Genomic DNA, 21,730 nt, shown 5'->3' on the forward strand with positions numbered 1-21,730 from the left:
CCTTCACCCCCCGGCCGGGCCTTCCGTCGCCCGGTCGCCGTCGCCGTCCTCGACCCGCTCGACCGGCCGGATCGGTGCGCGAAGCGGTCTGAGTGACTCGGCACCCACCCTCACACACCGTGCCCGTCGCCGCCGTCGCCTTTTGGACACGCCTGACCACCTGACGCTCCGGGCGGCCAGGTCGGTTGTCGCCGCCGCGACACCTCCGCCGCGTACTGAGGTACCGGCTACTCATGTGCCCGGCACCCGGCAGCACGGAGGCTGATTCCGCAAGCGACCGCCGGGCAGTCCGGCCGGTCGTCCCGAGAGGAGATCCGCATGTCCATCACCGACATCGTCAACAGCTGGAAGGACGAGTACGCCCGCGCCGCGGCGCCGGAGGCCGCCGAGGCCCACCCGGCCGGCGTGGTCGAGCTGGACCGCGACCAGCTGGAGACCGTCGCCGGCGGTGCCGCCGCGACCACCGGTCACACCACGGCCTGCTGCCACTGCGTCTGCTGAGCCGCAGGACGACCCCGACGGGTCCGCCAGGGGTCCGGGCCACGGCCCGGACCCCACCGTCCCGCCCGACCAAGCTGGAGCGCCGCATGTCGACTTCCCCGCACCCCGCCGCCGCACCGACCGCCGCCCTCGCGGAGCGCCTCACCGCCGCGTCGACCATCACGGAACGGCTGGCCGCGGCCCTGCCCGAGCAGCCGCACCCCGGTGACCGGGCCCGGTGGCGGCTGTCCCGCTGGCGTACCGGCGGCGCCTTCACCGACGACGCCGACTGGCACCGCCGGCTGGCCACGGACGGTCTCGACGAGCAGACCTTACTCGCGCTCCTGGACGAGTCCCCGGCCCGGCTCGCCGCCCGCCTCGGCCGCACGCCGGAGTGGATCGACCGCCTGCTCGACTGCTACCGCACGACACCGACCGAGGAGATCGAGCCCGGGCTGCTGCCCGGACGGCCGCTGGACCCGGCACTCGTCCTGGTCACCCCGCTGGTCGCCGCGGCCCGGGCCCGGGTCGCCCGGCACGCCCGGCAGCTCGCCGACGAGGCGCCCGACCTGATCCCGCCCGACGCCGACCGGCTCGGCCTGACCGGACTGCTCGACGAACTGGTCGTGCTGCTCAGCCGCGCCGTCGTCCTCGAACTGAACATCGACCGGCTCCGCGCCGCCGCACCCGGCGACACCGCGCGGGAGCGCTACGCCGCCTTCTTCCAGCGGCACCGGGCGCCCGACGCCGCCCTCACCCTGCTGGCCGACTACCCGGTCCTGGCCCGCCAGGCGTACGAGCTGACCCGCGGTTGGGCCGACCGCACCGTCGAGTTCCTGACCCGGCTCCGCCGCGACGCCGACCTGCTCGGTGCCACGTTCCACGGCGGCGTCCGCCCCGGACGCCTCACCGACGTACGGGAGACCGGCGACCCGCACCGTGACGGCCGCCGGGTGCTGCTCGCGGCGTTCGACAGCGGCCTGCGACTGGTCTACAAACCCCGGCCGGTCGCCGTCGAGGCCCGCTTCCAAGCCCTGCTGAGCTGGCTCAACCAGCGCGGCGCCGACCTGCACACCTTCACCGTCCTGCCGAGTGGCGACCACGGCTGGGCGCAGTACGTGGCCGCCGTCGCACCCGACACACCCGGCGGCCACCGCCGTTTCGCCCACCGGTTCGGCGCGCTGCTGGCCCTGCTCCAGGCCCTCGGCGCCACCGACTGCCACCGGGAGAACCTGATCGGCCACGGCGAACACCCCGTGCTGGTCGACCTCGAGACCGTGTTCACCCCGGCCGTCACCCGCGCGGCGACGACCCGCGACGGCGGCGACGCGATCGCCGACTCGGTGCTCGCGGTCGGGTTGCTGCCCCGGGCCGACGACGCGGCCGCCCCCGCCGGGCAGACCTGCACCTGCTCGGTGTGGCAGGGCGAAGGGACCGACGAGATGCGGGTGTGCCCGCCCGACCACCGCCACGACCCGCACCATGCCGACCCGCTGGCGGCCGGCGCGGCGGCCGAGGTCGCGGCGTACCTGCCGCAGGTGCTGGACGGCTTCGACAGCATGTACCACCTGCTCACCGACATCCGGGACGAGTTGCTCGCACCGGGCGGCCCGCTCACCGCGTTCGCCGCCGACGAGATCCGCGTCGTGCTCCGTCCGACCCGGACCTACCTGCGGCTGCGCGACGCCGGCCTGCACACCGACGCGGTGCAGGACGGCCTGGACACCGAACGACTGCACGACTGGCTCTGGTCCGGCACCGCCGACCTGCCGCTGCTGGCCGCCACCGTCGCCGCGGAACGCGCCGACCTCGCCCGCCGGGACGTCCCCATGTTCACCACCACGGTGGACTCCCGCGACCTGTGGACCAGCCACGGACAGCGCCTGCCGGGGCTGCTGGCCCGGTCCGGCCTCGACGAGGCGCGGTGCCGGCTCGCCCGGCTCGGTCGGGCCGACCTGGCCCGGCAGCGCTGGCTGGTCCAGGCCGCCTTCGCCGCCCAGGCCGATCCGGCGGACGCCCCGCACGCCCGGGTGCGCTGGCGGCTGGCGGATCAGCCGCCCGCGCCGGTGCCACCGCCGGGGGCGTACCTGGCTGCCGCGGTCGCGGTGGCCGACACCGTGGCCGGCCTGGCCGGCCCGGGCGCCGAACCGACCTGGTTCGCCCTCACGCCGGCGACCGCCGACCCGGACCGTCTGGCGCCGGCACCCCTCGGCCCTCACCTCTACGACGGCGTCGCCGGGGTGACCCTGTTCCTGGCCCACGTCGGCCGGCTCACCGGCGAGCACCGGTTCACCGACCTCGCCGAGCGGGCCGCCACCCGGCTCGCCACCCGGATCCTCGACCGGCGCATCGCCGATCACCGGGTCGGCGCATACACCGGCTGGGGCGGCCTGCTCCACACGTTCGCGCACCTCGGCGCCCTCTGGCAGACCCGCCGGTTCACCCCCGTCGTCGACGCGGCGCTGGAACGCGTCACCACCCTGGCCGGCGTCGACCAGACCCCGGACCTGGTCGACGGGTACGCGGGCGCCGTCCTCGCCGTGGCCCGCGCCGGCCTGGACCCCGACCGGGCCCGACCCGCGGTGCGGGCCGCCGCGCAGCGGCTGATCGCCGCCGCCGACCGCTACGCCCACCCGTCCGGAACCGCGTCCCGTGCCCCGCTCGGCGGGCTGTCCCACGGGGCGGCCGGGATCGCCGCCGCGCTGGCCCACGCCGGGCGGCTGACCGGCGACCGCCGGTACACCGACGCCGCCGCCCGCGCCCTCGCCTACGACCGCAGCCTGTTCCGTCCCGCTCAGGGCAACTGGGCCGACCTGCGCCGGCCGGGGGAGTGCGGGACGACCTGGTGCCACGGCGCCCCCGGGATCGGCCTGTCCCGCCTGCTGCTGCGCGACGCCCTCGGCCCGGACGACGTCCTCGACGGCGAGATCGGCACCGCGGTCCGCGCCACGCTCGCCGCCGGCTTCGGCCGCAACCACTCGCTGTGCCACGGCGACCTGGGCAACCTCGACCTGCTGCTGGCCGCCGCCCCGAGACACGCGGTGGCCCCGGCCACCGCGGTGCTCCGCGACGGCCTCGCCGGCGGTTGGCGCTGCGCGAACCCGGCCGGGCTCGCCTCGCCCGAGCTGATGACCGGCCTCTCCGGGATCGGGCTGGCCCTGCTGCGGCTCGCCGCGCCCGACCGGGTGCCGTCGGTGCTCCTGCTGGCCCCGCCCGCGACCGCTCCGCAGCCCGAGGAGCAGCGATGGGCCGCCTGACCGTTGGCGCGCTGCGCCGCCGCGTGCCGCTGGTGCTGCAGATGGCCGACGCGGACTGCGGCGCCGCGTGCCTGACGATGGTCGCCCGGTGGCACGGCGTCCGCGCCACCCTGGCCGGCGTACGGGAGCGGCTCGACATCGGCCGCGACGGGGTCACCGCGCGGGCGCTGCTGGCCGCCGGGCCGCGCTTCGGGCTGGCCGGCCGCGCCTTCCGGGCCGGCGCGGCCCAGGTCGGCGCCCTGCCCCTGCCCGCGGTGGCGCACTGGGAGAACGCCCACTTCGTCGTGGTGGAACACGTCGGCGAACGGGGCGTCCGGGTGCTGGACCCGGCCCTCGGGCGCCGGCTGCTCACCCCGGCCGAGTTCGCCGCCGGCTTCACCGGGACGGTGCTGACCTTCACCCGCGACCCGCAGGTGCAGCCCGAACCGCCGGCCGTCCGCCCCGGGCCGTTGGCCCGGCTGCGCCGGGCCCGCCCGCTGCTGCGCCCGTTCCTGCCCCGGCTGGGCGCCGCGTTCACCGTCTCCCTCGTCCTCCAGGCGTTGGGGCTGGCCCTGCCGATGGCCACCACGGTCGCCTTCGACCAGATCATGCCGGCCCGCGAGACCGCCCTCATGCCGTACCTGGCGCTGGCCATCGCGGCGCTGGTTCTCACCCAGTTCGGCGTCGCCTACCTGCGGTCCCGGCTCCTGGTCACCCTCCAGGCCAAGGTGGACGCCGCGCTGATGACCCGGCTCTTCGGGCACCTGCTGCGGCTGCCGTACGCGTTCTTCCAACAACGGGCCAGCGGCGACCTCATGCAGCGGCTGTCCAGCAGCATCCTGCTGCGCGAACTGGTCACCACCCAGGTGCTGACCGCGGTGATCGACGGCGTGCTGGTGATCGCCTACTTCGCGGTGCTGCTCGCCACCGACCTGGCCTTCGCCGGCCTGGCGGGGGCGATCGGGATCGCCCAGGTGGTGGCGGTGGCCGTCGTCAACGGCCGCCTGCTGCGGCTCGGTCAGCGCCACCTCACCGTGCAGGCCGACGCGGAGAGCGCGCTGATGGAGGCGCTGTCCGGCATCGCCACCGTGAAGTCCATGGGCGCCGAGCGGCAGGTCTTCGACGGCTGGCTGCGCCGCTACACCACCGCGCTGGACGCCGATGTGGCGCAGAACCGGCTCGCCGCCACCGTCGCCAACATCACCGCGAGCGTCCAGCTCGCCGGCCCGCTCGCCCTGCTCTGGCTCGGCACCGGCCGCCTCTTCGACGGCGCCGGACTGGGGCAGACCCTGGGCCTGCAGGCCCTCGCCCTGTCCGCGCTCACCCCGCTGGCCTCCCTGGTCGCCAGCGCCCAGGTGCTCCAGTCCGTCGTGTCGCACCTGCAACGCCTGCGCGACGTGTTCGCCGCGCAACCCGAGCCGGCCGGCGACCCCGACCTGCCCGCGCCCCGGCTCACCGGCCGGATCAGCGTCCGCGACGTGAGTTTCCGCTACGACGGGACCGCCCCGCCCGTGCTGCGTGACGTCTCCTTCGAGGTCAGGCCGGGGGAGAAGGTGGCCGTCGTGGGTCCCTCCGGCAGCGGCAAGAGCACCCTCGCCATGCTGCTGACCGGCCTCTACCGGCCGACCACCGGGGAGATCCTCTTCGACGGGGTGCCGCTGTCCCGGATCGACCCCACCGCGCTGCGCCGCCAGTTCGGCGTGGTGCTGCAGGAGAGCTACCTGTTCCGCGACTCGATCCGGCGCAACGTCAGCCTCGTCCACCCGGGCGTCGGCATGCCGGCGATCCGCGCCGCCGCCGAGGTCGCCGCGATCGACCAGGACATCGCGGCGATGCCGATGGGCTACGACACCCAGGTCGCCGAGCGCGGCCAGGCCCTCTCCGGGGGGCAGCGGCAACGGCTCGCCATCGCGCGGGCCGTGGCCGGGCAACCGGCCGTGCTGCTGCTCGACGAGGCGACCAGCCACCTCGACGTGGCCACCGAACGCCGCGTCGACCGGGCGATCTCCGCCCTGCGCTGCACCCGGATCGTGGTGGCGCACCGGCTGAGCACCGTCCGCAACGCCGACCAGATCCTCGTGGTCGCCGAGGGGCGCATCGTGGAGCGGGGCCGCCACGAGGACCTGCTGCGGGCCGACGGCGTCTACGCCGACCTGGTCCGCTGCCAACTGACCGACGACGACACAGCCGTGCCGGGAGGCGAACCGTGGCTACCCGTACCGTGACCACCGCTGCGCAGGATCAGCCGGCCGGGAAGCCACCGCCCGACGCCGGGGCGTTCCCGGCCCGCCGCGTCCTCGTGGCGGCCTGCGGCTCGGCGGACGTCCTCACCCTGCCGCAGTCGATCATGGTGATGCGGCACGCGCTGGGCCTCGACGTGCGGGTCGTGCTCACCCCCGCCGCCGCCCGCTTCGTGCCCGCCCGCTCGTTCACCCTCCTCACCGGACACCCCGCCCTGGTGGACGAGGACGCCACGACGGAGGTGCCGCACCTGGCCCTGACCGCCTGGGCGGACCTGGTGCTGGTCATGCCCGCCACCGCCAACACCCTGGCGAAGGCGGCCCTGGGCATCGCGGACAACCTGGTCGGCACCTGCCTCCTCGCCGCGGCCGCGCCCGTCGTGCTGGTGCCGTCGATGAACGCGGCGATGTGGCAGCGCTCGGCGGTGCAGCGCAACGTGGCGCGGCTGCGCGACGACGGATACGTGGTGGTGCCTCCGGTGCCGGTGCTGGCCCTCAGCACCGGCACCCTGGCCGGCCGCGGCATGCCGCCCGTCGAGGTGGTGCTGGAACGGGCCGCCGAGCACCTGCGCCGGGCGGGAGGATCCCGTGGCTGAGCCGCGAAGCCTGACCGGGCCGCGGATCGCCGCCGTGGTCACCGCGCTCGGCACCGTCCTCCTGGTGGTGGCGATCATCCCGTTCGTCCGCGCGTACGCCGACTCGCCCGCCCGCCGGCCCGCCGCCGAGATCGGCGTCGCGCTCGACCGCGCCGACTGCGACCCGGAGCTGACCGACCCGGTGCGGGGCGCCGGCGTGCACGTCGGCCCCGGCACCGCCGAACCGTACGCCACCCGGATCCGCTACGACCTGGTCCCGCCCTCCTCCGGGCCGCACTTCGTGGTGCCCGCCCCGGCCGTGCGCCGGTTCTACACCACCCGCGACCGCCCGGCGATCGAGATCCTGGTGCACAACCTCGAACACGGCTACACCATCCTCTGGTACGTCGAGCCGCTGGTCCGCGACCAGATCGAGGCACTGCGGGCGCTGGCCCGCAAACTCGGCGAGGACCGGTACGGAGGCAGGTTCGTGGTGGCGCCGTGGGACCCGGGGTACGGCGAGTTCCCGGCCGGCCGTCCGCTGGCCCTGTCGCACTGGGGCGCCGCCGCCGGGTACCGGCAGTTCTGCGCCGCGGTGAGCGGCGCCGCGGTGGAACGGTTCGTCCGGGCGCACCCGCCGGGCGATTCCCCGGAACCGACCGGGATGTGACCCGGGCGCCGGCCGACGGAGGGCTCAGTCCCGGCGGTCCTCGTCGGGGACGGGAATCTCCAGGTTCTGCTCGACCGCGTCGGCGGGATTCGTGCCGTCGCGCACCGCGCCGGCCAGGTCGGTCCGATCGCTCGGTGGCGCCAGCGCGCCCTGTTCGGCGAGGTCGGCCTCGGACGCCTCGGGCACGGCGTCCGTCACCGTGTCCGGCGGGCCGACCACCGTCTCGTCCTGCTGCTGCTCCTGCGCGTCGGCTTCCGGCGGTCGACGCAGCGGATCGGCCTGCTCGTCCCAGCTGGCGGTCATCGCAGCCCCCCGGTGATCTACGCGAGCGCCTTGCGTACCCGCCCTCGCCGCGGTCATGCGTACGCCGGATCCGTCGGCGGCTCGCTGACACGCCCGGCCTCGCGCGCCGGCCCCGGTGGATGGCGTGGCGGCCGGCTCGGCTCCGTCGTCAGCGGGTGCGCTCCACGAACGGCGCGGTCTGGTCGGTGACCTCCGCGAACTCCCCTGGGAGCTGGGAGACGGCCTGCTCGTACCCGGCGGGCGAGAGGGCCTCGCGGAGGACGTCGAACACGGCGGTCACGCCGTCCTTCGCCTGGTCCACGTCGACGTCGGCGCGACCGCTGACCCGTTCGACGAAGACGTCGAGCCCGAACCGCTCCGCGGTCTCGCCGGGTCCGAAGGCGTACGCCCGCAGGCCCTCGGGAAGCTGGTCGGCCAGGTCACGCGCCTCGCCACCGTCGATCCGTTCCGCCAGGGTGGTCAGCGTGGCCCGGGCGACGGCCGTCGCCTCCTCCGTCGACATCCCCGTGCGCTTGGCCACCAGGCCGATGAACTTGTTGTCGTCCACCTTCAGGGCCCTTCTCTCGGCTGGATGCCGCGATTTCCCCGCCACCACCACACCAAACAGCGCCGGCCGACGGCGGCGGAGCAGGAGATGCAGCGCGACCAGGGGCACCACGCCGATCGGATACCAGAGCAGGTCGATCCGGTCGAACTGCACACCGAGCGCCAGCCGGGCCAGCAGGCTGCGCGCCGACAGCGCCGCCGGCACGCCGGTGAGCTGGAAGGTCTCCATCGCCCAGCAGAAGGCGATGGCCGCCACCCCGGCCGGCACCGGGGCCAGCCGCGGCCGGACGAACAGCACCCCCGCGTACACCATCGAGGCGTAGAGGGCGGTGCCGGAGTACTGCTCGAGGCCGCCGTCGGCGAGGGCGCGGACGGTCAGCGCCACCGTCAGGGCGACGGCCGCCGCGAGCAGCGCCACCAGGCGCAACCGGATCGACACCAGCCGGATGGTACGACGACGGCGGCCCCCGGGATGCCCCGTGGGCCGCCGTCGCGACCGGCTCAGCGGTAGATGTGCACCGGCGTGCCGACGCCGATGGTCGACCAGAGCCGGTTCATGGCCGGGATCGGCACCCGCACGCAGCCGTGGCTGGCCGGGTACGTGGGCACCGACGTCGCGCCGTGCACGGCGTAGCCGCGGTAGAAGTAGTTCGGCCGCCACAGCAGGCCGAGGTCGCTCTGCCGCCAGCCGTCGATGCGCCGCAGGACCTTGTAGTTGCCCGTGGGGGTCGGGGTGCTGGCCTTGCCGCTGGACGCATCCAGGATCCGTACGACTGACCCCCCGCGCGCCAGGTACAGCACCTGCCGGGTCAGGTTGGCCTCCACCGAGTACCCGCTGTGCGAGTACTTCGGCTTCGGCACGACCGGGTGGGCCAGGGCGGTCCAGGTGCGCGGCCCGACGATGCCGTCCCGGCTGAGGCTGTTGACCTTCTGGAACGCGACGACCGCGTGGTAGGTCGACGGCCCGAAGATGCCGTCGACGCCGCCGACGTCGTAGTGCAGCGCGGTGAGCCGGCGTTGCAGGGTGGTCACCGCCGCGCCCCGGGACCCCTGACGCAGGGTCGGTTGGCTGCTGGTGACGGCGACCGTGACGGTGGCGACGGTGCCGCCGCCGGTGGTGCCGCCGGCCGCCGCCGGGGTGGCCGGCACGGTCAGGCCGGCGGTGATGAGGAGGGCCATCCCGAGCGCGGCGCGACCGGGGCGGCGGGTGGTGGGTGGTGAGACGGGAAGCATGCTTCCTCCCTTCGGAACTCCTGTTCCGACGGTAGTTCGCCACGGCGTCGTTCGGCTGCCCCGTCCGCTGTCGGTTGTGGAGCATTGTCCGGTGGCGGCGGTGGTCCCGGGAGGCGGCGCCGCCGGGTCAGGCGACCCGGGGGGTCGGCAGGAGCGCCACCCGGTGCGCCGAGATGTCGCCGGTGCGCTCCACCGACGGCGCCGGCTCCTCGGCCGGGCCCTCGACGGCGGCCGGCTCCGGCGCGGCGTCGTCCGCGTCCGGCGGGGTCGGGGTGGCGGCCCGCCGCACGTCGGTGAGCAGCGCCAGGAGGCGGTCGACATCGTCGGTCGGCATCCGGAAGGAGCCGCGGCAGATGGTGCCGCTCCACAGCGACAGCACCACCGCGCCGCGGTCCGGGTGGTAGCTGACCCGCAACGTCCGGTCCTCGCCCCGCAGGTCGGCGAACAGGTCACCGAAGCTGGGCATCGGTCGCACCTCTCCCATCCACCCAGCATGCCGTTCCGCCGCCTCGACGGGAAGGCCTCGGCGAGCCGGACCCACCCGCCGGGAGTAGCGTGCTCGGCGGAACGAGCAGCGCAAGGAGGTCACAGTGCAGACGACGACGGTGGACGTCCCGACCGGCGACGGCGTGGCGGACGCGTACCTCGTCCGGCCCGACGGGGACGGTCCCTTCCCGGCCGTCCTGGTCTTCATGGACGCGTTCGGGCTGCGGCCCCGGATGGCGGAGATGGCCGAGACCATCGCCGCCCGCGGCTATCTGGTGCTGGTGCCGAACCTCTTCCACCGGTTCGGCCGGGCGCCGCTGGTCGACCTCTCCGGGTTGGGTGACGAGTCGCAGCGCGGTGCGCTGTTCCAGCAGCTCTCCCCGATGATCGGGGCGCTCACCCGGGACGTGGTGGCCCGGGACACCGCCGCCTACCTGGGCTTCCTGGCCGGCCAGCCGGACGTCGCGGCCGGACCGGTCGCCATCACCGGCTACTGCATGGGCGGCACGAACGCGCTGCGCGCCATCGAGGCGCACCCGGACCGGATCGCGGCGGCGGCCGCGTTCCACGCCGGACGGGTGGTCTCCGAGGCGCCGGACAGCCCGCACCTGGCCGTCGGCGCGGTCACCGGTGAGCTGTACTTCGGGCACGCCGACCAGGACCCGTCGATGACCGCCGAGCAGATCGCCACGCTGGAGAAGACCCTGGACGCCGCCGGCGTGCGCTACCGCTCCGAGGTCTACCCCGGAGCCCGGCACGGCTACACCCAGTCGGACACCCCGATGTACGACGAACAGGCCACCGAGCGGCACTGGGCCGCCCTGTTCGACCTGCTCGACCGCACCTTCGGCCGCTGACGGGGGCGGCGGATCCCGGTCGGCCGGGTGGGCCATGCCCGCCCCTTCGGGCTACCTGATTGCGCCACAACCGGACGATTCACCCTCGCCGCGCCGGGTAATCGCCGCCATGCCCGAGGACAGCTCCGCCGCCGACGCACCCCGCTCACCCGTGGCCCGGCTCGCCACCCTGGGCGGCCGGGCCGTGGACCGGGTGCGTAACAAGGGCGGACAGGCCGGCCGGGTGCGGCTGCGGCAGTTGGGCATCACGATGATCATCGCGACGCAGTCCGGACTGGCCGCCGCGCTCGCCGCCCTGCTCGCGCAGCGGGTGCTCGGGCCCGGCTCGCACGTCTTCGCGCCCGCCGCCGCGGTGGGCACCATCGCCACCGCCATCGGCCAGCGGGCCCGCCGCACCTTCGAACTGCTGGTCGGCGTCGGCGTGGGCATCCTGGTGGGCGATCTGCTGCGCTTCCTGCTCGGTACCGGGACGTGGCAGACCGGGCTGGTGGTCGCGCTGGCCATCGCGACCGCGCTGCTGGTCGCCGGCCGCGGCGGCGCCCTGGTCGGCCAGGCCGGCGGTACGGCGGTGCTGATCGCCACCCTGGCGCCGGTGAAACCCGGCCTGGAGGTGCCGCGCATCTTCGACGCCCTGGTCGGCGGCCTGGTCGGTCTGTTCGTGGTGGCACTGCTGCTCCCGGTGAACCCGTTGCGGGTGCTGGACCAGGCGGTCGAGCCGGTCATCGGCACCCTCACCGGGCAGCTGGACGCCGTCGCCCGGGCCCTCGCCGCCCGGGACGCCGACGCCGCGTTACGCGCGCTGAACGACCTGCGCGCGCTGGACGCGGATGTCGCCCGGCTCAACGAGGCGGTCAGCGGGGCCGACGAGGTGGTGACCATCGCCCCGGCGCGGTGGCGCCGGCGGGCCCAGTTCCACCGGTACGCCCACGCGATCGAGCACCTGGAGCGGCTGATCCTGTACGCGCGGTCGGTGGCCCGGCGTTCCGCCACCGCCCTGCAGTACGGCGAGCCCATCCCGCCGGAGCTGTCCACCGCCGTCGCCCGGCTCAGTGAGGCCGTGCGGGAACTCGGTCGCGAGTGCCGCGCCAGCGAGGACATGGCGGGCACCCGCCGGCTGATCCGGGAGAGCGCCGAGCTGGCCGGCCGGGCCTGGGCACAGGGCGTTCGCTCGTTCGGCGACTCGATGATCACCGACCTGCGTACGGCGGACAGCGAGCTGTTGCGCGCCACCGGATGCGAGCCGGAGGACGCCAACACGATCGTGCGCAAGGCCGCCGGGGCGGGCGAGGCGCAGCTGCGTCCCCCCGCGCGGGCGCGCATGATGCGGCCCCGGCGCCACACCCCGCAGGCCCGGCGCCGGAGCCGGATCAGGCGCCGGACCGACGGCCGGCATCGCGGCCAGCGGCGGGAGGACCGACAGCCTCGCCGCGAGCGGCCAGGAGCGGGCTGATGCGCAGCAGATGCCCCGTTTGCGACGGCAAGCGGTGTCCGTCCTGGTCGTGCCGTTGGTTCCGGGGCCGGCCGAGGCCAGACCACCGCGACCGGGCCGGGCGGCGGGACAGCCGGTCCACCGGCGGGCACGGGCGCCGCGCCGGGTCGCCGGGGCGGGCCGCAGCCCGATGAGCGCGGGCGGCCCGGCCGTGCCGCCGCCGACCGTCCGGCGGCTGCTGGTGGTGCTCGCCGTGGCGTCCGGCGTCCTGGACGTGGTTTGCGTGACCCGGCTCGGCGGGTTCTTCGCCAGCGTGATCACCGGCAACCTGGTGCAGGTCGGTCGGGCCCTCGCCGCCGGGGAGATCCGCGCCGTGCTCGGTGGAGCCGTCGCGGTGGGCGGGTACGCGGCCGGAGTCGCCGGCGGCAGTCTCGCTTTGCGCCGGGCCGCGCAGGGATGGCGGCGGCGGACGGCGGCGGTGGCAACCGCCGAGGTGGCGCTGCTGGTCGTGGTGACGGCGGGCTGGCTGGCCACCGACGCGCGGCCGGGCTACCCGGCCGGGCTGGCCCTGCTGGGCGCCGCCGCGGCGGCCAGCGGCACGCAGAGCGCGCTCACCCTCGGCGCGGGAATGCCCGGCGCCTCGACCACGTACCTCACCGGTTCGTTGACCGACGTGGTGCGCCACGCGCTGCTGGACCCGCACCGGGTCGCCGCAATCCGGGGCGGGCTGAGCCGGCTGATCGGGCTGCTGGCCGGCGCGGCGTGCGGCGCCGTGCTGCTGCGGGTCGCGCCGGGCTGGGCGCCGGCGCCGGCCGCGGTGCTGGTGGCGGCCGTCCTGGCCGTGGTGCTGCGCGCCGCGCGATGAGGGCGGCTGCCGTCCCACGCGGACACCGGGCCCCGAAGCGACTGCCGGACCGGACCGCGAGGGGCCGGGCCGGTGACGGCGGCTGGTTTCGCCATATCCCGGCCGCCCCGGTCGGCCCGACCTAACGTCGGCAGCGACGAGCGGTCGGGCGGCGGGAAGGCCAGCGGCATGGGGCGCGACAGCGCGCGGCACCCTCCGGCGTGGGCGCGACCACCCGTGCCCGCGCGCCCGGACCGCGCGGTGACGCCGTTCGAGATCTTTTTCGACCTGGTGTTCGTCTTCGCGCTCACCCGGATCATGGCGTTGATCGGGCGGCCGCCCACCCCGGTGGCCATGGCGCAGGGGCTGCTCCTGCTGGTGCTGCTCTGGTTCGCCTGGTCGTCGTTCGCCTGGTTGGGCAATCAGACGCCCGCCGACGTCGGGGTGGTCCGCGCCGGGTTCCTGGTCGCCATGGCGGCGCTGTTCGTGGCCGCGCTGGTCATGCCCCAGGCCTGGTCGCCCGGGCCGGGCCTGGACGGCCCGCTGGTGGTGGCGCTGGCGTACGTGCTGCTCCGGGTGGTCCACCTGGTGCTGACCCACTGGGCGGCGGGCACCGTTCCCGGGCTGCGGGCGCGGATCCGGTTCTTCGCCGCGGTCAGCGCCGTCGGCTGGGGCCCGCTCCTGCTCGGTGCGCTGCTGAGCGGAGCGGCGCACACCGCGCTCTGGGTGGTCGCGTTCGTGATCGAGATCGGCGGGCAACGGCTCTCGTACGTCTGGCGCGGCCCCTGGCCGCTGCGCGGGGCGAGCCACTTCACCGAGCGACACGGGCTCGTTCTCATCATCGCCCTCGGCGAGTCGCTGGTCGCCGCCGGAGTCGGCGTCGGGTCGGCGGTGATCGCGCCACGGGTCCTCGGCGTCGCCCTGCTCGGCCTGGCCGTGACCGTCTGCCTGTGGTGGCTCTACTTCGAGCACGCCTCGCCCGCCGCCACCCGCATCCTCGCCGAGGCGACCGGAGGCCGGCGTGACCGGATCGCGGCGGACGCCTACAGCCAGACCCACCTGCTGCTGATCGCCGGGGTCATCTACCTGGCCCTCGGGGTGGAGCAGGTGCTCGACCACGTGGCCCGTCCCCACGAGGCCGGTGACGAGACGCTGAGCTGGTCGGCCGCCGTCGCGCTGTACGGCGGGACCGCGCTCTACCTGGCCGGCCGCCTGCTCTTCCGCCGCCTCTCCGGGCAGGTGGTCCGGCCGGAACAGTTGGCCGTCGTCGTGGCGGTGCTGCTCCCGCTGCCGCTCGGGCCGGTGCTGCCGCCGGCCGTGGCGCTGGCCGTGCTCGCGGCCATCCTGATCGCCGCCGTGCTCGCCGAGCGGCCGGCGCGGGTGCGCTCCGGCAACGGCGACCGGGCCACCGCCGACGGGGAGGAGCCGGGCTGACCGGGCCCGGCCCGGGCGCGACGGGGTGCTGGCCGGGCAGGCCACGAACCGGGAACTGGCCCCTCCGCTGGCGACCCGCGCTGGCTACGGTCGGGCCATGAGCCTGGACCCGGACCAGCTGCCCCGCCGGTTCGCCGCGCTGACCACCACCCACGTCGCCGACGCCTGCCTGCGGGCCGGCGTGCCGGTGCGCTGCGCCCCGGCCGAGCTGCGGCCGGTGGTCGCCGGCGGCCGGATGGCCGGACGCGTGCTGCCCACTCGGCACGTCGGCAGTGTCGACATCTTCCTCGAGGCGATCGACCGGGCCGCGCCGGGGGACGTGCTGGTGGTGGACAACGCCGGGCGCACGGACGAGGCGTGCGTCGGCGACCTGGTGGTGCTGGAGGCACGGGCCGCCGGGCTGGCCGGCCTGGTGGTGTGGGGCCTGCACCGCGACACCGTGGACATCCGGGCGGTCGGCCTGCCGGTGTTCAGCCTCGGCGCGACCCCCACCGGCCCGCAGCGCCTCGACCCGCGGCCCGCCGACGCGGTGACCTCGGCGCAGGTGGGGCGGTGGACGGTCGGGCCCGAGGACGTCGCCCTGGCCGACGAGGACGGGGTGCTGTTCCTGCCGGGGGAGCGGGTCGGGGAGCTGTTCGACCTGGCGGAGTCCATCCGCGACACCGAGCGGCGGCAGGCCGACCGGATCCGGTCCGGGGAGCCGCTGCGCGCCCAGGTCGGGTTCGGCGCCTACCTGGCCGGTCGGGCGGAGAACCCGGCGCTGACCTTCCGGGAGCACCTGCGGGCGGTGGGCGGCGCGATCGAGGAGTGAGGGTCAGCCGGCGTCGCGTGCCGGCGGATGTCGTCGAGGGTCAGCATCGGGGCGGGCTCCTCCCTGAAGGGCTCAGGCCCCCCGGGCGTACAGGGCCAGGCGCACCCGGTTGGGGCTGTTGGTCTTGGTCATCAGGCTGGTGATGTGGGTCTTGACGGTGGTCACGCCGATGTGGAGCCGGTCGGCGATTTCCGTGTTGGACAGCCCTTCCGCCACCAGGTCCAGCACGTCCCGTTCGCGAGCGGTCAGCCCCTGCACCGGCCGGGGCGTGTCGGCGCGGGCGTGCACCGCCCGCTGGACCAGCCGCCGCAGCACCTCCTGGCTGAACGGGCTGTCGCCGCCCGCGGCCCGGCGGATGCCGTCCAGCAGGTCGGCGGGGGGTGCGTCCTTGAGCAGGAACCCGCACGCGCCGGCGGTGAGGGCCGGGTAGAGGTGGTCGTCGTCGCCGAAGGTGGTCAGCACCAGGACCCGGGTGGCCGGCCGGTCGGCCAGGATGCGGCTGGTGGCGGTGATCCCGTCGACGCCGGGCATGCGCAGGTCCATGACGACGACGTCGGGGATGAGCCGGGTGGCGAGGGAGATCGCGTCGCGGCCGTTGTCGGCCTCGCCCACGACCTCCAGGTCCGGCTGGGCGTCGCAGAGCATGCGCAGGCCCGCACGGATCAGGTGCTGGTCGTCGACCAGCAGCACGCGGATCATGCCGGCTCCGGCTCGCTCGGGGCCACCGCACGGGGCGCCGGCGCAGCGGCGGGAGGTGCCGGCGCCGGGAGTGTGCTGCGGACCCGCCAACCCGTGCCGCTCGGGCCCGCCTCGAGCCGACCGCCGAGCACCGCGACGCGCTCCCGCATGCCGGTGAGGCCGTGGCCGCCCCCGGACGGCACCGCCGCCGGCACCCGACCGCGCCCGTCGTCCGACACCTCCCAGTGGACGGCCCCGTCGACCACCGACACCGTCAGGCGTGCCCGCGCGGACGTGCCGGCGTGCTTGGCCACGTTGGTCAACGCCTCCTGGGTCAGCCGCAGCACCGCCAACCCCCGCACCGCGTCCAGCGCACCGACCGCCGGGTCCACGTCCGCCTCCACCGTCACCCCCGCCTGGCGGGCCCGGTCGACCGCGGCGTCGAGCGCCGCCGGCACCGCGGCCGGCTCGATCGCGGTCAACGCCGCGTCACCGCGCACCCCGTCGGGGTCGCGCAGCACCGCGACCAGCCGGCGCAGCTCGGCCAGGGCCGCGCTTCCCGTGCCGTGCACGTCGTCGAACACCTCGGTGACCCGTGGGTCCAGGTCGGTCAGCACGTGCCGGGCCACGCCGACCCGCAGCACCATCGACGCCACGTGGTGCGCGACCACGTCGTGCAGCTCGCGGGCGATGGCCCCGCGTTCGTCGGCTCGGGCGGCCCGCTCCTCCGACTCGCGCCGGCGCTGCTGCTCCGCCGCCCGCTGCTCGGCCTGCCGGCCCAGCTCCCGGGTGGTCCGGATGAGCAGGCCGAGCAGCAACGGCACGCCGACCTCGACAATCAGCCCGAACAGGCCGGACGCGAACCGCCGGGGCGGATCGCCGATCGAGTCGGTCAGGTCGATCGCGGCCAGCACGGCCCCGGCCAGCCAGATGGTGCGCGAGCGGCGGGCCGACATGGTCAGCTCGAGCAGCGCCCAACTCGCGCCCACCTGGTTGATCGTGGTGTCCTCAACCAGGCCGAAGGCGACCGCCAGCAGCGCGGCCTGGCCGACCAGGTTGGCCAGCGGCCGGCGGTGCAGGGCAAGCGCGACGGCGAACGCGACCACGGCGAGGGTCCACTGCGCGGCCGTCGGCGTGCCGTGGATGCCGACGACCAGGTAACCGACCCCGCTCAGGTCGAGCAGCAGCATCCGCGCGAGCGTGTCGCGCGCGTCGAACAGGCGTCCCACCCAGCCCACGGCTTCAGCCTAGGTGGTGCGGCACGGGCGCAGGGGTCACGGTCGCCCCGGCCCACCGGCCCCGGACGGCGAGGTAACTGGCCAGCCCGAGTGGTCCGAGCAGGATGGTCAGCACCAGCACGGGCGCCATGACCAGCGCGGGCAGCTCCCGTTCCCGGCTGTCCAGCCACGCCCACCGGCCGACGAACAGGTCGAACCCGACCAGGTGCGCCCACGCGGCCGCCGCGCCGTCGTCCGTGCCGAGCAGGTCGCGTACGCCGTCGAGGGTCGGCGAGGTCACGGCGGGCAGCACGTCGCCGAGCGCCGGGAGGACGAGCGCTGCGTAGCCGGCCAGGACCGGTGCGACGATCAGCGGCGAGGCGATGATCCGGGCGGTCCAGGACCAGCGCGGCAGCAGGATCATCAGGGCCAAGAACGGCGCGGCCATCGCGAAGGTCAGCGTGAACAGCATCCCGGTCATGCGGCCAGCACCAGCTCCGGGCGGCGGCGCCGGGCCACCACCACGCCGACGCCCGCCGCGGTCGCCACCACCAGGCTCGCCGCGACCGTGAGGGTGAGCGCGTCCGGGCGCAGCAGCGGCTGGCCGCGCAGCGCCTGCCAGGTAACCAGGACGGTCAGGGCCCCGTACGCGGCGCCCGCCACGACCAGCAGCCGCACCCGGGTCCGCTCGTCCAGCCGGGTGCCCCACCGCGTCAGCAGGATCGCCAGGATCGGCAGCGCCTGCAGGGCGTGCAGCCCCACGAAGTGCCCGATCCGCAGGTCTCCGCCGGTGGTGCTCCAACCGACCAGCGGCAGACCGGGCCCGCCGTCCGGCACGCCCACGCTGTGCGCCCCGGCGACCCCCTCGATCCCCGTCTCCGCGCCGGCCACCATCGGCACCGCGGCCAGCATGCCCAGCAGGGTCAGGCCGAGCCCCAGCCCGACCGCGTACCGGCCGGTGCGGTCGGCGATCGGCTGGCGCAGCACCACGACCCCGATGACGACGTGCGCCACGAACAGCACCATGATGGCGGCGCCCATGGTCTGCCACAGCGCGGTGTTCATCGGGGTCGTCTCGTTGTAGTGGCTGGTCGTGCCGCGCAGCACCTGTCCGACGATCACCACCATCTCCACCACCGACATGGCGACGATGACCGTGCCAGCCCGCTCCGCGGTCCGGCTGCGGCGCGGCAGCAGGGAGAGCATCCAGGCGAGGGTGGTCCCGTAGAGCACGAAGGACACCGAGAACTTCAACGGCTTGAGCCAGATCGGCACGCCGGTGAGGATGCGCGGGTCGGCGAGGACCCCGACCGCGGAGACGACGGCGAGCAGCGCCATCGCCGAGACGAAGAGCATCAGGGGGCGGTGCCAGTGTGCCGCCCGGCGCAGAACAGTAGTCATGCCTGTAGATGCTCGCGACGCCGGGGCCGCAGCGCGCCCGACCGCGGGCCCCGGTTGCGGCCGACGGTCGGAGCGCCGCCTCCTACCGAGGGAGGAGGCGAACCGCAGATTGCCCGGCGGCGGCCGGCCGCGGGCGACCGGTCAGCCGGCGGGCAGGTGCTGCACGATCTGGACCGGGTTGCCGTCCGGGTCGGCCGTCCAGGCGATCAGCAGCCGGTCCAGCCAGACGTGCGGGGCCGCCAGGGCCGGCGCGCCCGAGGCGGTCACCTTCTCGTACGCGGCGGCGGTGTCGTCGGTCCAGAGGATGACCGCCGCCCGCTGCCCGGAGGGCACCGGGTCCAGGCCGTGGTCGTCCCGGGTGGACGCCACCGACGCGATGCCGATCCGACAGCCGTCCAGCACCAGGTCGACGTGGATCGGCTCGCCCTCGGTGGGCACCCGGAAGACCTCGGTGAAGCCGAGCCCGGCGTAGAAGGCGGCCGCCCGGCTCACGTCCTCGCTGAACAGGATCACCTGCGGGGAACGGAAGATCGACACGGGGCGGACCGTATCAGGTCAGTCCGGCAGGCGGGGCATCTCCAAACCCGGGTCCCGGCCAAGCAGCACCGCCCGGGTCAGCGCCGCCGCGCCGAACCGGTCCCGCACCTGGTCCACCGCCGCGTCCAGCTCGGCGCCCGGATCGCGGGTGAACGGCAGCGTCAGCTGCACGTGCCCGTCGTCCAGGTTGCCCACCGACACCCCGACCAGGGTGACGCCCCGGACCTCGATCTCCGGCAGCGCCGCCCGCAGCAGCGTCCGCGCCGCGTCCCGCAGCGGGCCGGTCTGCGCGGTCGCCTTGCCGAGGGTGTGCGAGCGGGTCGCCCGGGTGTAGTCGCCGAAGCGCAGCCGCAGGGTCACCGTACGGCCGGTGCGGCGGGCCGCCCGCATCCGCCCGGTCACCCGGTCGACCAGACCGGCCAGCACGGCGTCGAGCTCGGCGGGGGAGTGCGGGCCGTTGCCGAGGGCGTGCTGGGCGCCCATCGAGGAGCGCCGCCGCCCGACCTGCACCGCGCGCGGATCCCGGTTGTGCGCCAGGGCGTGCAGGTGGCGGCCCGCTCCGGCGCCGAGCAGCGACACCAGCGTCGGTTCGTCGAGTCGGGCCACCTGGCCCACGGTCCGGATGCCCCGCTCGCGCAGCCGCGCCGCGGTCACCGGGCCGACGCCCCACAGCCGCTCGACCGGCAGCGGGTGCAGGAACGCCAGCTCGCGGTCGGGCGCTACGACCAGCAGGCCGTCGGGCTTGGCCACCCCGCTGGCCACCTTGGCGAGGAACTTCGTCCGCGCCACGCCCACGGTGATCGGCAGGCCGACCCGGTCGCGTACCTCCCGGCGCAGCGCTGCTGCGATGTCGGCGGGCGGGCCGACGAGGCGGCGCAACCCGCCCACGTCGAGGAACGCCTCGTCGATGGAGAGTCCTTCGACCAGCGGGGTGGTCCCTCGGAAGATGTCGAAGACCGCCCGGCTCGCCGCCGTGTACGCGGCCATCCTCGGCGGCACCACCACCGCGTCGGGGCAGAGCCGGCGGGCCTGCCGGCCGCCCATCGCGCTGTGCACCCCGCGCGCCTTCGCCTCGTAGCTGGCGGCGAGGACCACGCCGCCGCCGACGATGACCGGCCGGCCGCGCAGCCGGGGATCGTCGCGCTGCTCGACCGAGGCGTAGAACGCGTCCAGGTCGGCGTGCAGGATCGTGGCGTCGCTCGACACCTCCACATCTTCGCACAGGTGTTCGGAAATGCCGCCGTGACCTCGCCGAACGGCCGTCAGGGCACGGTGACCGCAAGCTTGCCCAGGGCGCCGCTGAAGTCGGCGAGCGCCTGCGGCACCTCGGCCAGCTCGTACCGGTGCGAGATCGGCACCCGCACCCGCCCGGCCACCACGTCGCCGGCGAGCCGGTCGAGGGCCTCCGCGGTCGGGCTGCCCATGATCGAGGTGGCGGCCGGGTGCTGGTCCGGGCCGAAGCCGATGGTGGACGCGAGCCGCCCGTCCGCGGCGAGCAGGCCGGCGAGCTGCCCGCCGTCGCCGGCCAGGTGCAGCACCGCCGAGACACCGTCCGGGGCGACCGCCCGGACCTGGGCGGCCAGGTCGCCGGTGTAGTCCACCACCTCGTCGGCGCCGAGCTCCCGGACGACGTCGGCGGCCGGGCCGGGGCGGGCGGTGGCGATGACCCGGGCCCCGGCCGCCCGGGCGTACTGGACGGCGAACGCGCCGACGCCGCCGGTGGCGCCGGCGACCAGCACGGTGTCGCCCGGTCCGGGGGCGACGGCCGCCAGCGCGTCGAGGGCGGTGGCGCCGGCGAGCCCGAGCGCGCCCGCGGCCGACGGGTCGAGACCCTCGGGCAGCCGGGTGATGCCGTACTGGTCGCCGGCGGTCAGGTACTGGGCCCACGCCCCGTCGCCCAGGTACGACCGCATTACCACGCCGAACACCGGGTCCCCCACCCGGAAGCGGCTCGTGGTTCCGCCGATCGCCTCGACCTCGCCGGCGAAGTCCTTGCCGAGCACGACCGGGAACCGATATTCCATCGCGCCGCGCATCATCCCGGCGGCGGCCTTCTTGTCGAAGCCGTTGATCGAAGAGGCCCGCACCCGGACCAGCACCTCGCCCGGCCCGGGGCTGGGCCGGGCCAGGTCGTCGCGGAGCGTCGGGGCGGCCCCCTCGGCGTCCAGCGTGATCGCCTCCATCGGTGCTTCCCTTCCCGTCGCCGTCGCGGCGGTCAGACGCCGCGGGCGCGGGGCCGGCCGGTGGACCGGTGCAGCGAGCTGGGCGCGTTGACGCTCGCCTCGTCGCTCACGCTCACCCCGAGCCGCTCCACCAGCTCACCACCGAGCCAGCCGGTCACCCCGGCCAGGACGATGCCGGCGAAGCTGCAGATCAGCGCCAACGCGTTCGGGTCCCAGTTGTCGGCGCTGCGGCGCAGCAGCCAGCTCACCGCGAAGAGCACCAGGACCACCACGTTGCCCAGGCCGTGCGCCGCGCCGACCCGCTTGGCGCGGGTGCCGGCGGGGATCGCCCGCCAGTCGATCAGGCCGAACACGCCGGCGACCAGGCCGCCGATGATGCCGGCGCCCATGGTGTACGCGGCGGAGATCTGGAAGCCCGTCCGGTCGGTGATCAGGTACAGGATGTCGAAGATCACCGAGGTGGCGAGCAGCCCCAACGGGAACACGATCAGGATGGGGTGGATCCCGTGTCCCATCGCCTTCGCACGACTCTCCATGCCTATCCTCCTGTCTACGGCCCCAGGCCGGGGC

The 21,730-nt window shown here is 75.6% G+C and carries 22 protein-coding genes; 10 read left to right on the forward strand and 12 right to left on the reverse strand.

Annotation, left to right across the window (positions count from 1 at the left end; translation table 11 throughout):
* The first annotated feature begins 318 nt into the window (after window positions 1–318).
* From Q2K19_RS26760 to Q2K19_RS26780, 5 genes are all read left to right on the forward strand, one after another.
* Window positions 319–501 carry a mersacidin/lichenicidin family type 2 lantibiotic gene (locus Q2K19_RS26760; protein WP_302764840.1) on the forward strand — a complete coding sequence of 61 codons (183 nt, stop codon included), beginning with the start codon at window positions 319–321 and terminating at the stop codon, window positions 499–501.
* Window positions 502–587: 86 nt separating this feature from the next.
* Window positions 588–3,737, forward strand: a complete 3,150-nt coding sequence (locus tag Q2K19_RS26765; protein WP_302764841.1) for a type 2 lanthipeptide synthetase LanM family protein — start codon at window positions 588–590, stop codon at window positions 3,735–3,737.
* Window positions 3,725–5,941 carry a peptidase domain-containing ABC transporter gene (locus Q2K19_RS26770; RefSeq protein WP_302764843.1) on the forward strand — a complete coding sequence of 739 codons (2,217 nt, stop codon included), beginning with the start codon at window positions 3,725–3,727 and terminating at the stop codon, window positions 5,939–5,941. Before Q2K19_RS26765 ends, Q2K19_RS26770 begins: the two co-directional genes overlap by 13 nt.
* On the forward strand, window positions 5,923–6,552 hold the full coding sequence (locus Q2K19_RS26775; protein WP_302764844.1) for a flavoprotein: 630 nt from the start codon (window positions 5,923–5,925) through the stop codon (window positions 6,550–6,552). Before Q2K19_RS26770 ends, Q2K19_RS26775 begins: the two co-directional genes overlap by 19 nt.
* Window positions 6,545–7,201 carry a DUF3105 domain-containing protein gene (locus Q2K19_RS26780; RefSeq protein ID WP_302764846.1) on the forward strand — a complete coding sequence of 219 codons (657 nt, stop codon included), beginning with the start codon at window positions 6,545–6,547 and terminating at the stop codon, window positions 7,199–7,201. The genes Q2K19_RS26775 and Q2K19_RS26780 overlap by 8 nt, the downstream gene beginning before the upstream one ends.
* A 24-nt stretch (window positions 7,202–7,225) precedes the next feature.
* Here the strand turns inward: Q2K19_RS26780 and Q2K19_RS26785 are convergent, their stop codons facing one another.
* The 4 genes from Q2K19_RS26785 to Q2K19_RS26800 all read right to left on the reverse strand — a co-directional run bounded on the left by Q2K19_RS26785 (window position 7,226) and on the right by Q2K19_RS26800 (window position 9,749).
* On the reverse strand, window positions 7,226–7,504 hold the full coding sequence (locus Q2K19_RS26785; RefSeq protein ID WP_302764848.1) for a hypothetical protein: 279 nt from the start codon (window positions 7,502–7,504) through the stop codon (window positions 7,226–7,228).
* Between the two features lie 148 nt (window positions 7,505–7,652).
* Complete coding sequence (locus Q2K19_RS26790; protein WP_302764850.1) at window positions 7,653–8,489, reverse strand: DUF2809 domain-containing protein; 837 nt, start codon at window positions 8,487–8,489, stop codon at window positions 7,653–7,655.
* A gap of 62 nt (window positions 8,490–8,551) precedes the next feature.
* Window positions 8,552–9,283, reverse strand: coding sequence for a L,D-transpeptidase family protein (locus Q2K19_RS26795; RefSeq protein WP_302764852.1), 732 nt, complete (start codon window positions 9,281–9,283; stop codon window positions 8,552–8,554).
* 127 nt (window positions 9,284–9,410) lie between these two features.
* Complete coding sequence (locus Q2K19_RS26800) at window positions 9,411–9,749, reverse strand: hypothetical protein (protein WP_302764854.1); 339 nt, start codon at window positions 9,747–9,749, stop codon at window positions 9,411–9,413.
* Window positions 9,750–9,873: 124 nt separating this feature from the next.
* On the opposite strand from Q2K19_RS26800, the gene Q2K19_RS26805 reads away from it, so the two are divergent.
* From Q2K19_RS26805 to Q2K19_RS26825, 5 genes are all read left to right on the forward strand, one after another.
* Complete coding sequence (locus Q2K19_RS26805) at window positions 9,874–10,626, forward strand: dienelactone hydrolase family protein (protein ID WP_302764856.1); 753 nt, start codon at window positions 9,874–9,876, stop codon at window positions 10,624–10,626.
* Window positions 10,627–10,735: 109 nt separating this feature from the next.
* Complete coding sequence (locus Q2K19_RS26810; RefSeq protein WP_302764858.1) at window positions 10,736–12,076, forward strand: FUSC family protein; 1,341 nt, start codon at window positions 10,736–10,738, stop codon at window positions 12,074–12,076.
* 169 nt (window positions 12,077–12,245) lie between these two features.
* Window positions 12,246–12,920 carry a YoaK family protein gene (locus Q2K19_RS26815; RefSeq protein ID WP_302764859.1) on the forward strand — a complete coding sequence of 225 codons (675 nt, stop codon included), beginning with the start codon at window positions 12,246–12,248 and terminating at the stop codon, window positions 12,918–12,920.
* Window positions 12,921–13,160: 240 nt separating this feature from the next.
* Complete coding sequence (locus Q2K19_RS26820) at window positions 13,161–14,333, forward strand: low temperature requirement protein A (protein ID WP_302764861.1); 1,173 nt, start codon at window positions 13,161–13,163, stop codon at window positions 14,331–14,333.
* Window positions 14,334–14,430: 97 nt separating this feature from the next.
* Window positions 14,431–15,144 (forward strand): RraA family protein, encoded by a 714-nt coding sequence (locus tag Q2K19_RS26825; RefSeq protein ID WP_302764862.1) that lies wholly within the window; start codon window positions 14,431–14,433, stop codon window positions 15,142–15,144.
* A 72-nt stretch (window positions 15,145–15,216) separates the two neighbouring features.
* On the opposite strand, the gene Q2K19_RS26830 is transcribed toward Q2K19_RS26825, so the two are convergent.
* From Q2K19_RS26830 to Q2K19_RS26865, 8 genes are all read right to left on the reverse strand, one after another.
* The gene (locus Q2K19_RS26830) at window positions 15,217–15,843 is read right to left on the reverse strand and encodes a response regulator (protein WP_302764863.1); all 627 of its coding nucleotides are present in this window, start codon (window positions 15,841–15,843) and stop codon (window positions 15,217–15,219) included.
* Complete coding sequence (locus Q2K19_RS26835; RefSeq protein WP_302764864.1) at window positions 15,840–17,060, reverse strand: sensor histidine kinase; 1,221 nt, start codon at window positions 17,058–17,060, stop codon at window positions 15,840–15,842. The genes Q2K19_RS26830 and Q2K19_RS26835 overlap by 4 nt, the downstream gene beginning before the upstream one ends.
* A 4-nt stretch (window positions 17,061–17,064) precedes the next feature.
* Window positions 17,065–17,520 (reverse strand): ABA4-like family protein, encoded by a 456-nt coding sequence (locus Q2K19_RS26840; protein ID WP_302764865.1) that lies wholly within the window; start codon window positions 17,518–17,520, stop codon window positions 17,065–17,067.
* Window positions 17,517–18,440, reverse strand: coding sequence for a hypothetical protein (locus Q2K19_RS26845; protein WP_302764866.1), 924 nt, complete (start codon window positions 18,438–18,440; stop codon window positions 17,517–17,519). The genes Q2K19_RS26840 and Q2K19_RS26845 overlap by 4 nt, the downstream gene beginning before the upstream one ends.
* Window positions 18,441–18,581: 141 nt before the next feature.
* Window positions 18,582–18,977 (reverse strand): VOC family protein, encoded by a 396-nt coding sequence (locus Q2K19_RS26850; RefSeq protein ID WP_302764867.1) that lies wholly within the window; start codon window positions 18,975–18,977, stop codon window positions 18,582–18,584.
* Window positions 18,978–18,995: 18 nt separating this feature from the next.
* The gene (gene dinB, locus Q2K19_RS26855; RefSeq protein WP_302764868.1) at window positions 18,996–20,183 is read right to left on the reverse strand and encodes a DNA polymerase IV; all 1,188 of its coding nucleotides are present in this window, start codon (window positions 20,181–20,183) and stop codon (window positions 18,996–18,998) included.
* 56 nt (window positions 20,184–20,239) lie between these two features.
* The gene (locus Q2K19_RS26860; protein WP_302764869.1) at window positions 20,240–21,160 is read right to left on the reverse strand and encodes an NADP-dependent oxidoreductase; all 921 of its coding nucleotides are present in this window, start codon (window positions 21,158–21,160) and stop codon (window positions 20,240–20,242) included.
* A gap of 32 nt (window positions 21,161–21,192) precedes the next feature.
* The gene (locus Q2K19_RS26865) at window positions 21,193–21,696 is read right to left on the reverse strand and encodes a DUF2231 domain-containing protein (protein WP_302764870.1); all 504 of its coding nucleotides are present in this window, start codon (window positions 21,694–21,696) and stop codon (window positions 21,193–21,195) included.
* Window positions 21,697–21,730 lie beyond the last annotated feature (34 nt).

It is taken from the genome of Micromonospora sp. NBRC 110009 (assembly GCF_030518795.1).
In the GTDB taxonomy this organism is placed as follows: Bacteria; Actinomycetota; Actinomycetes; order Mycobacteriales; family Micromonosporaceae; genus Micromonospora.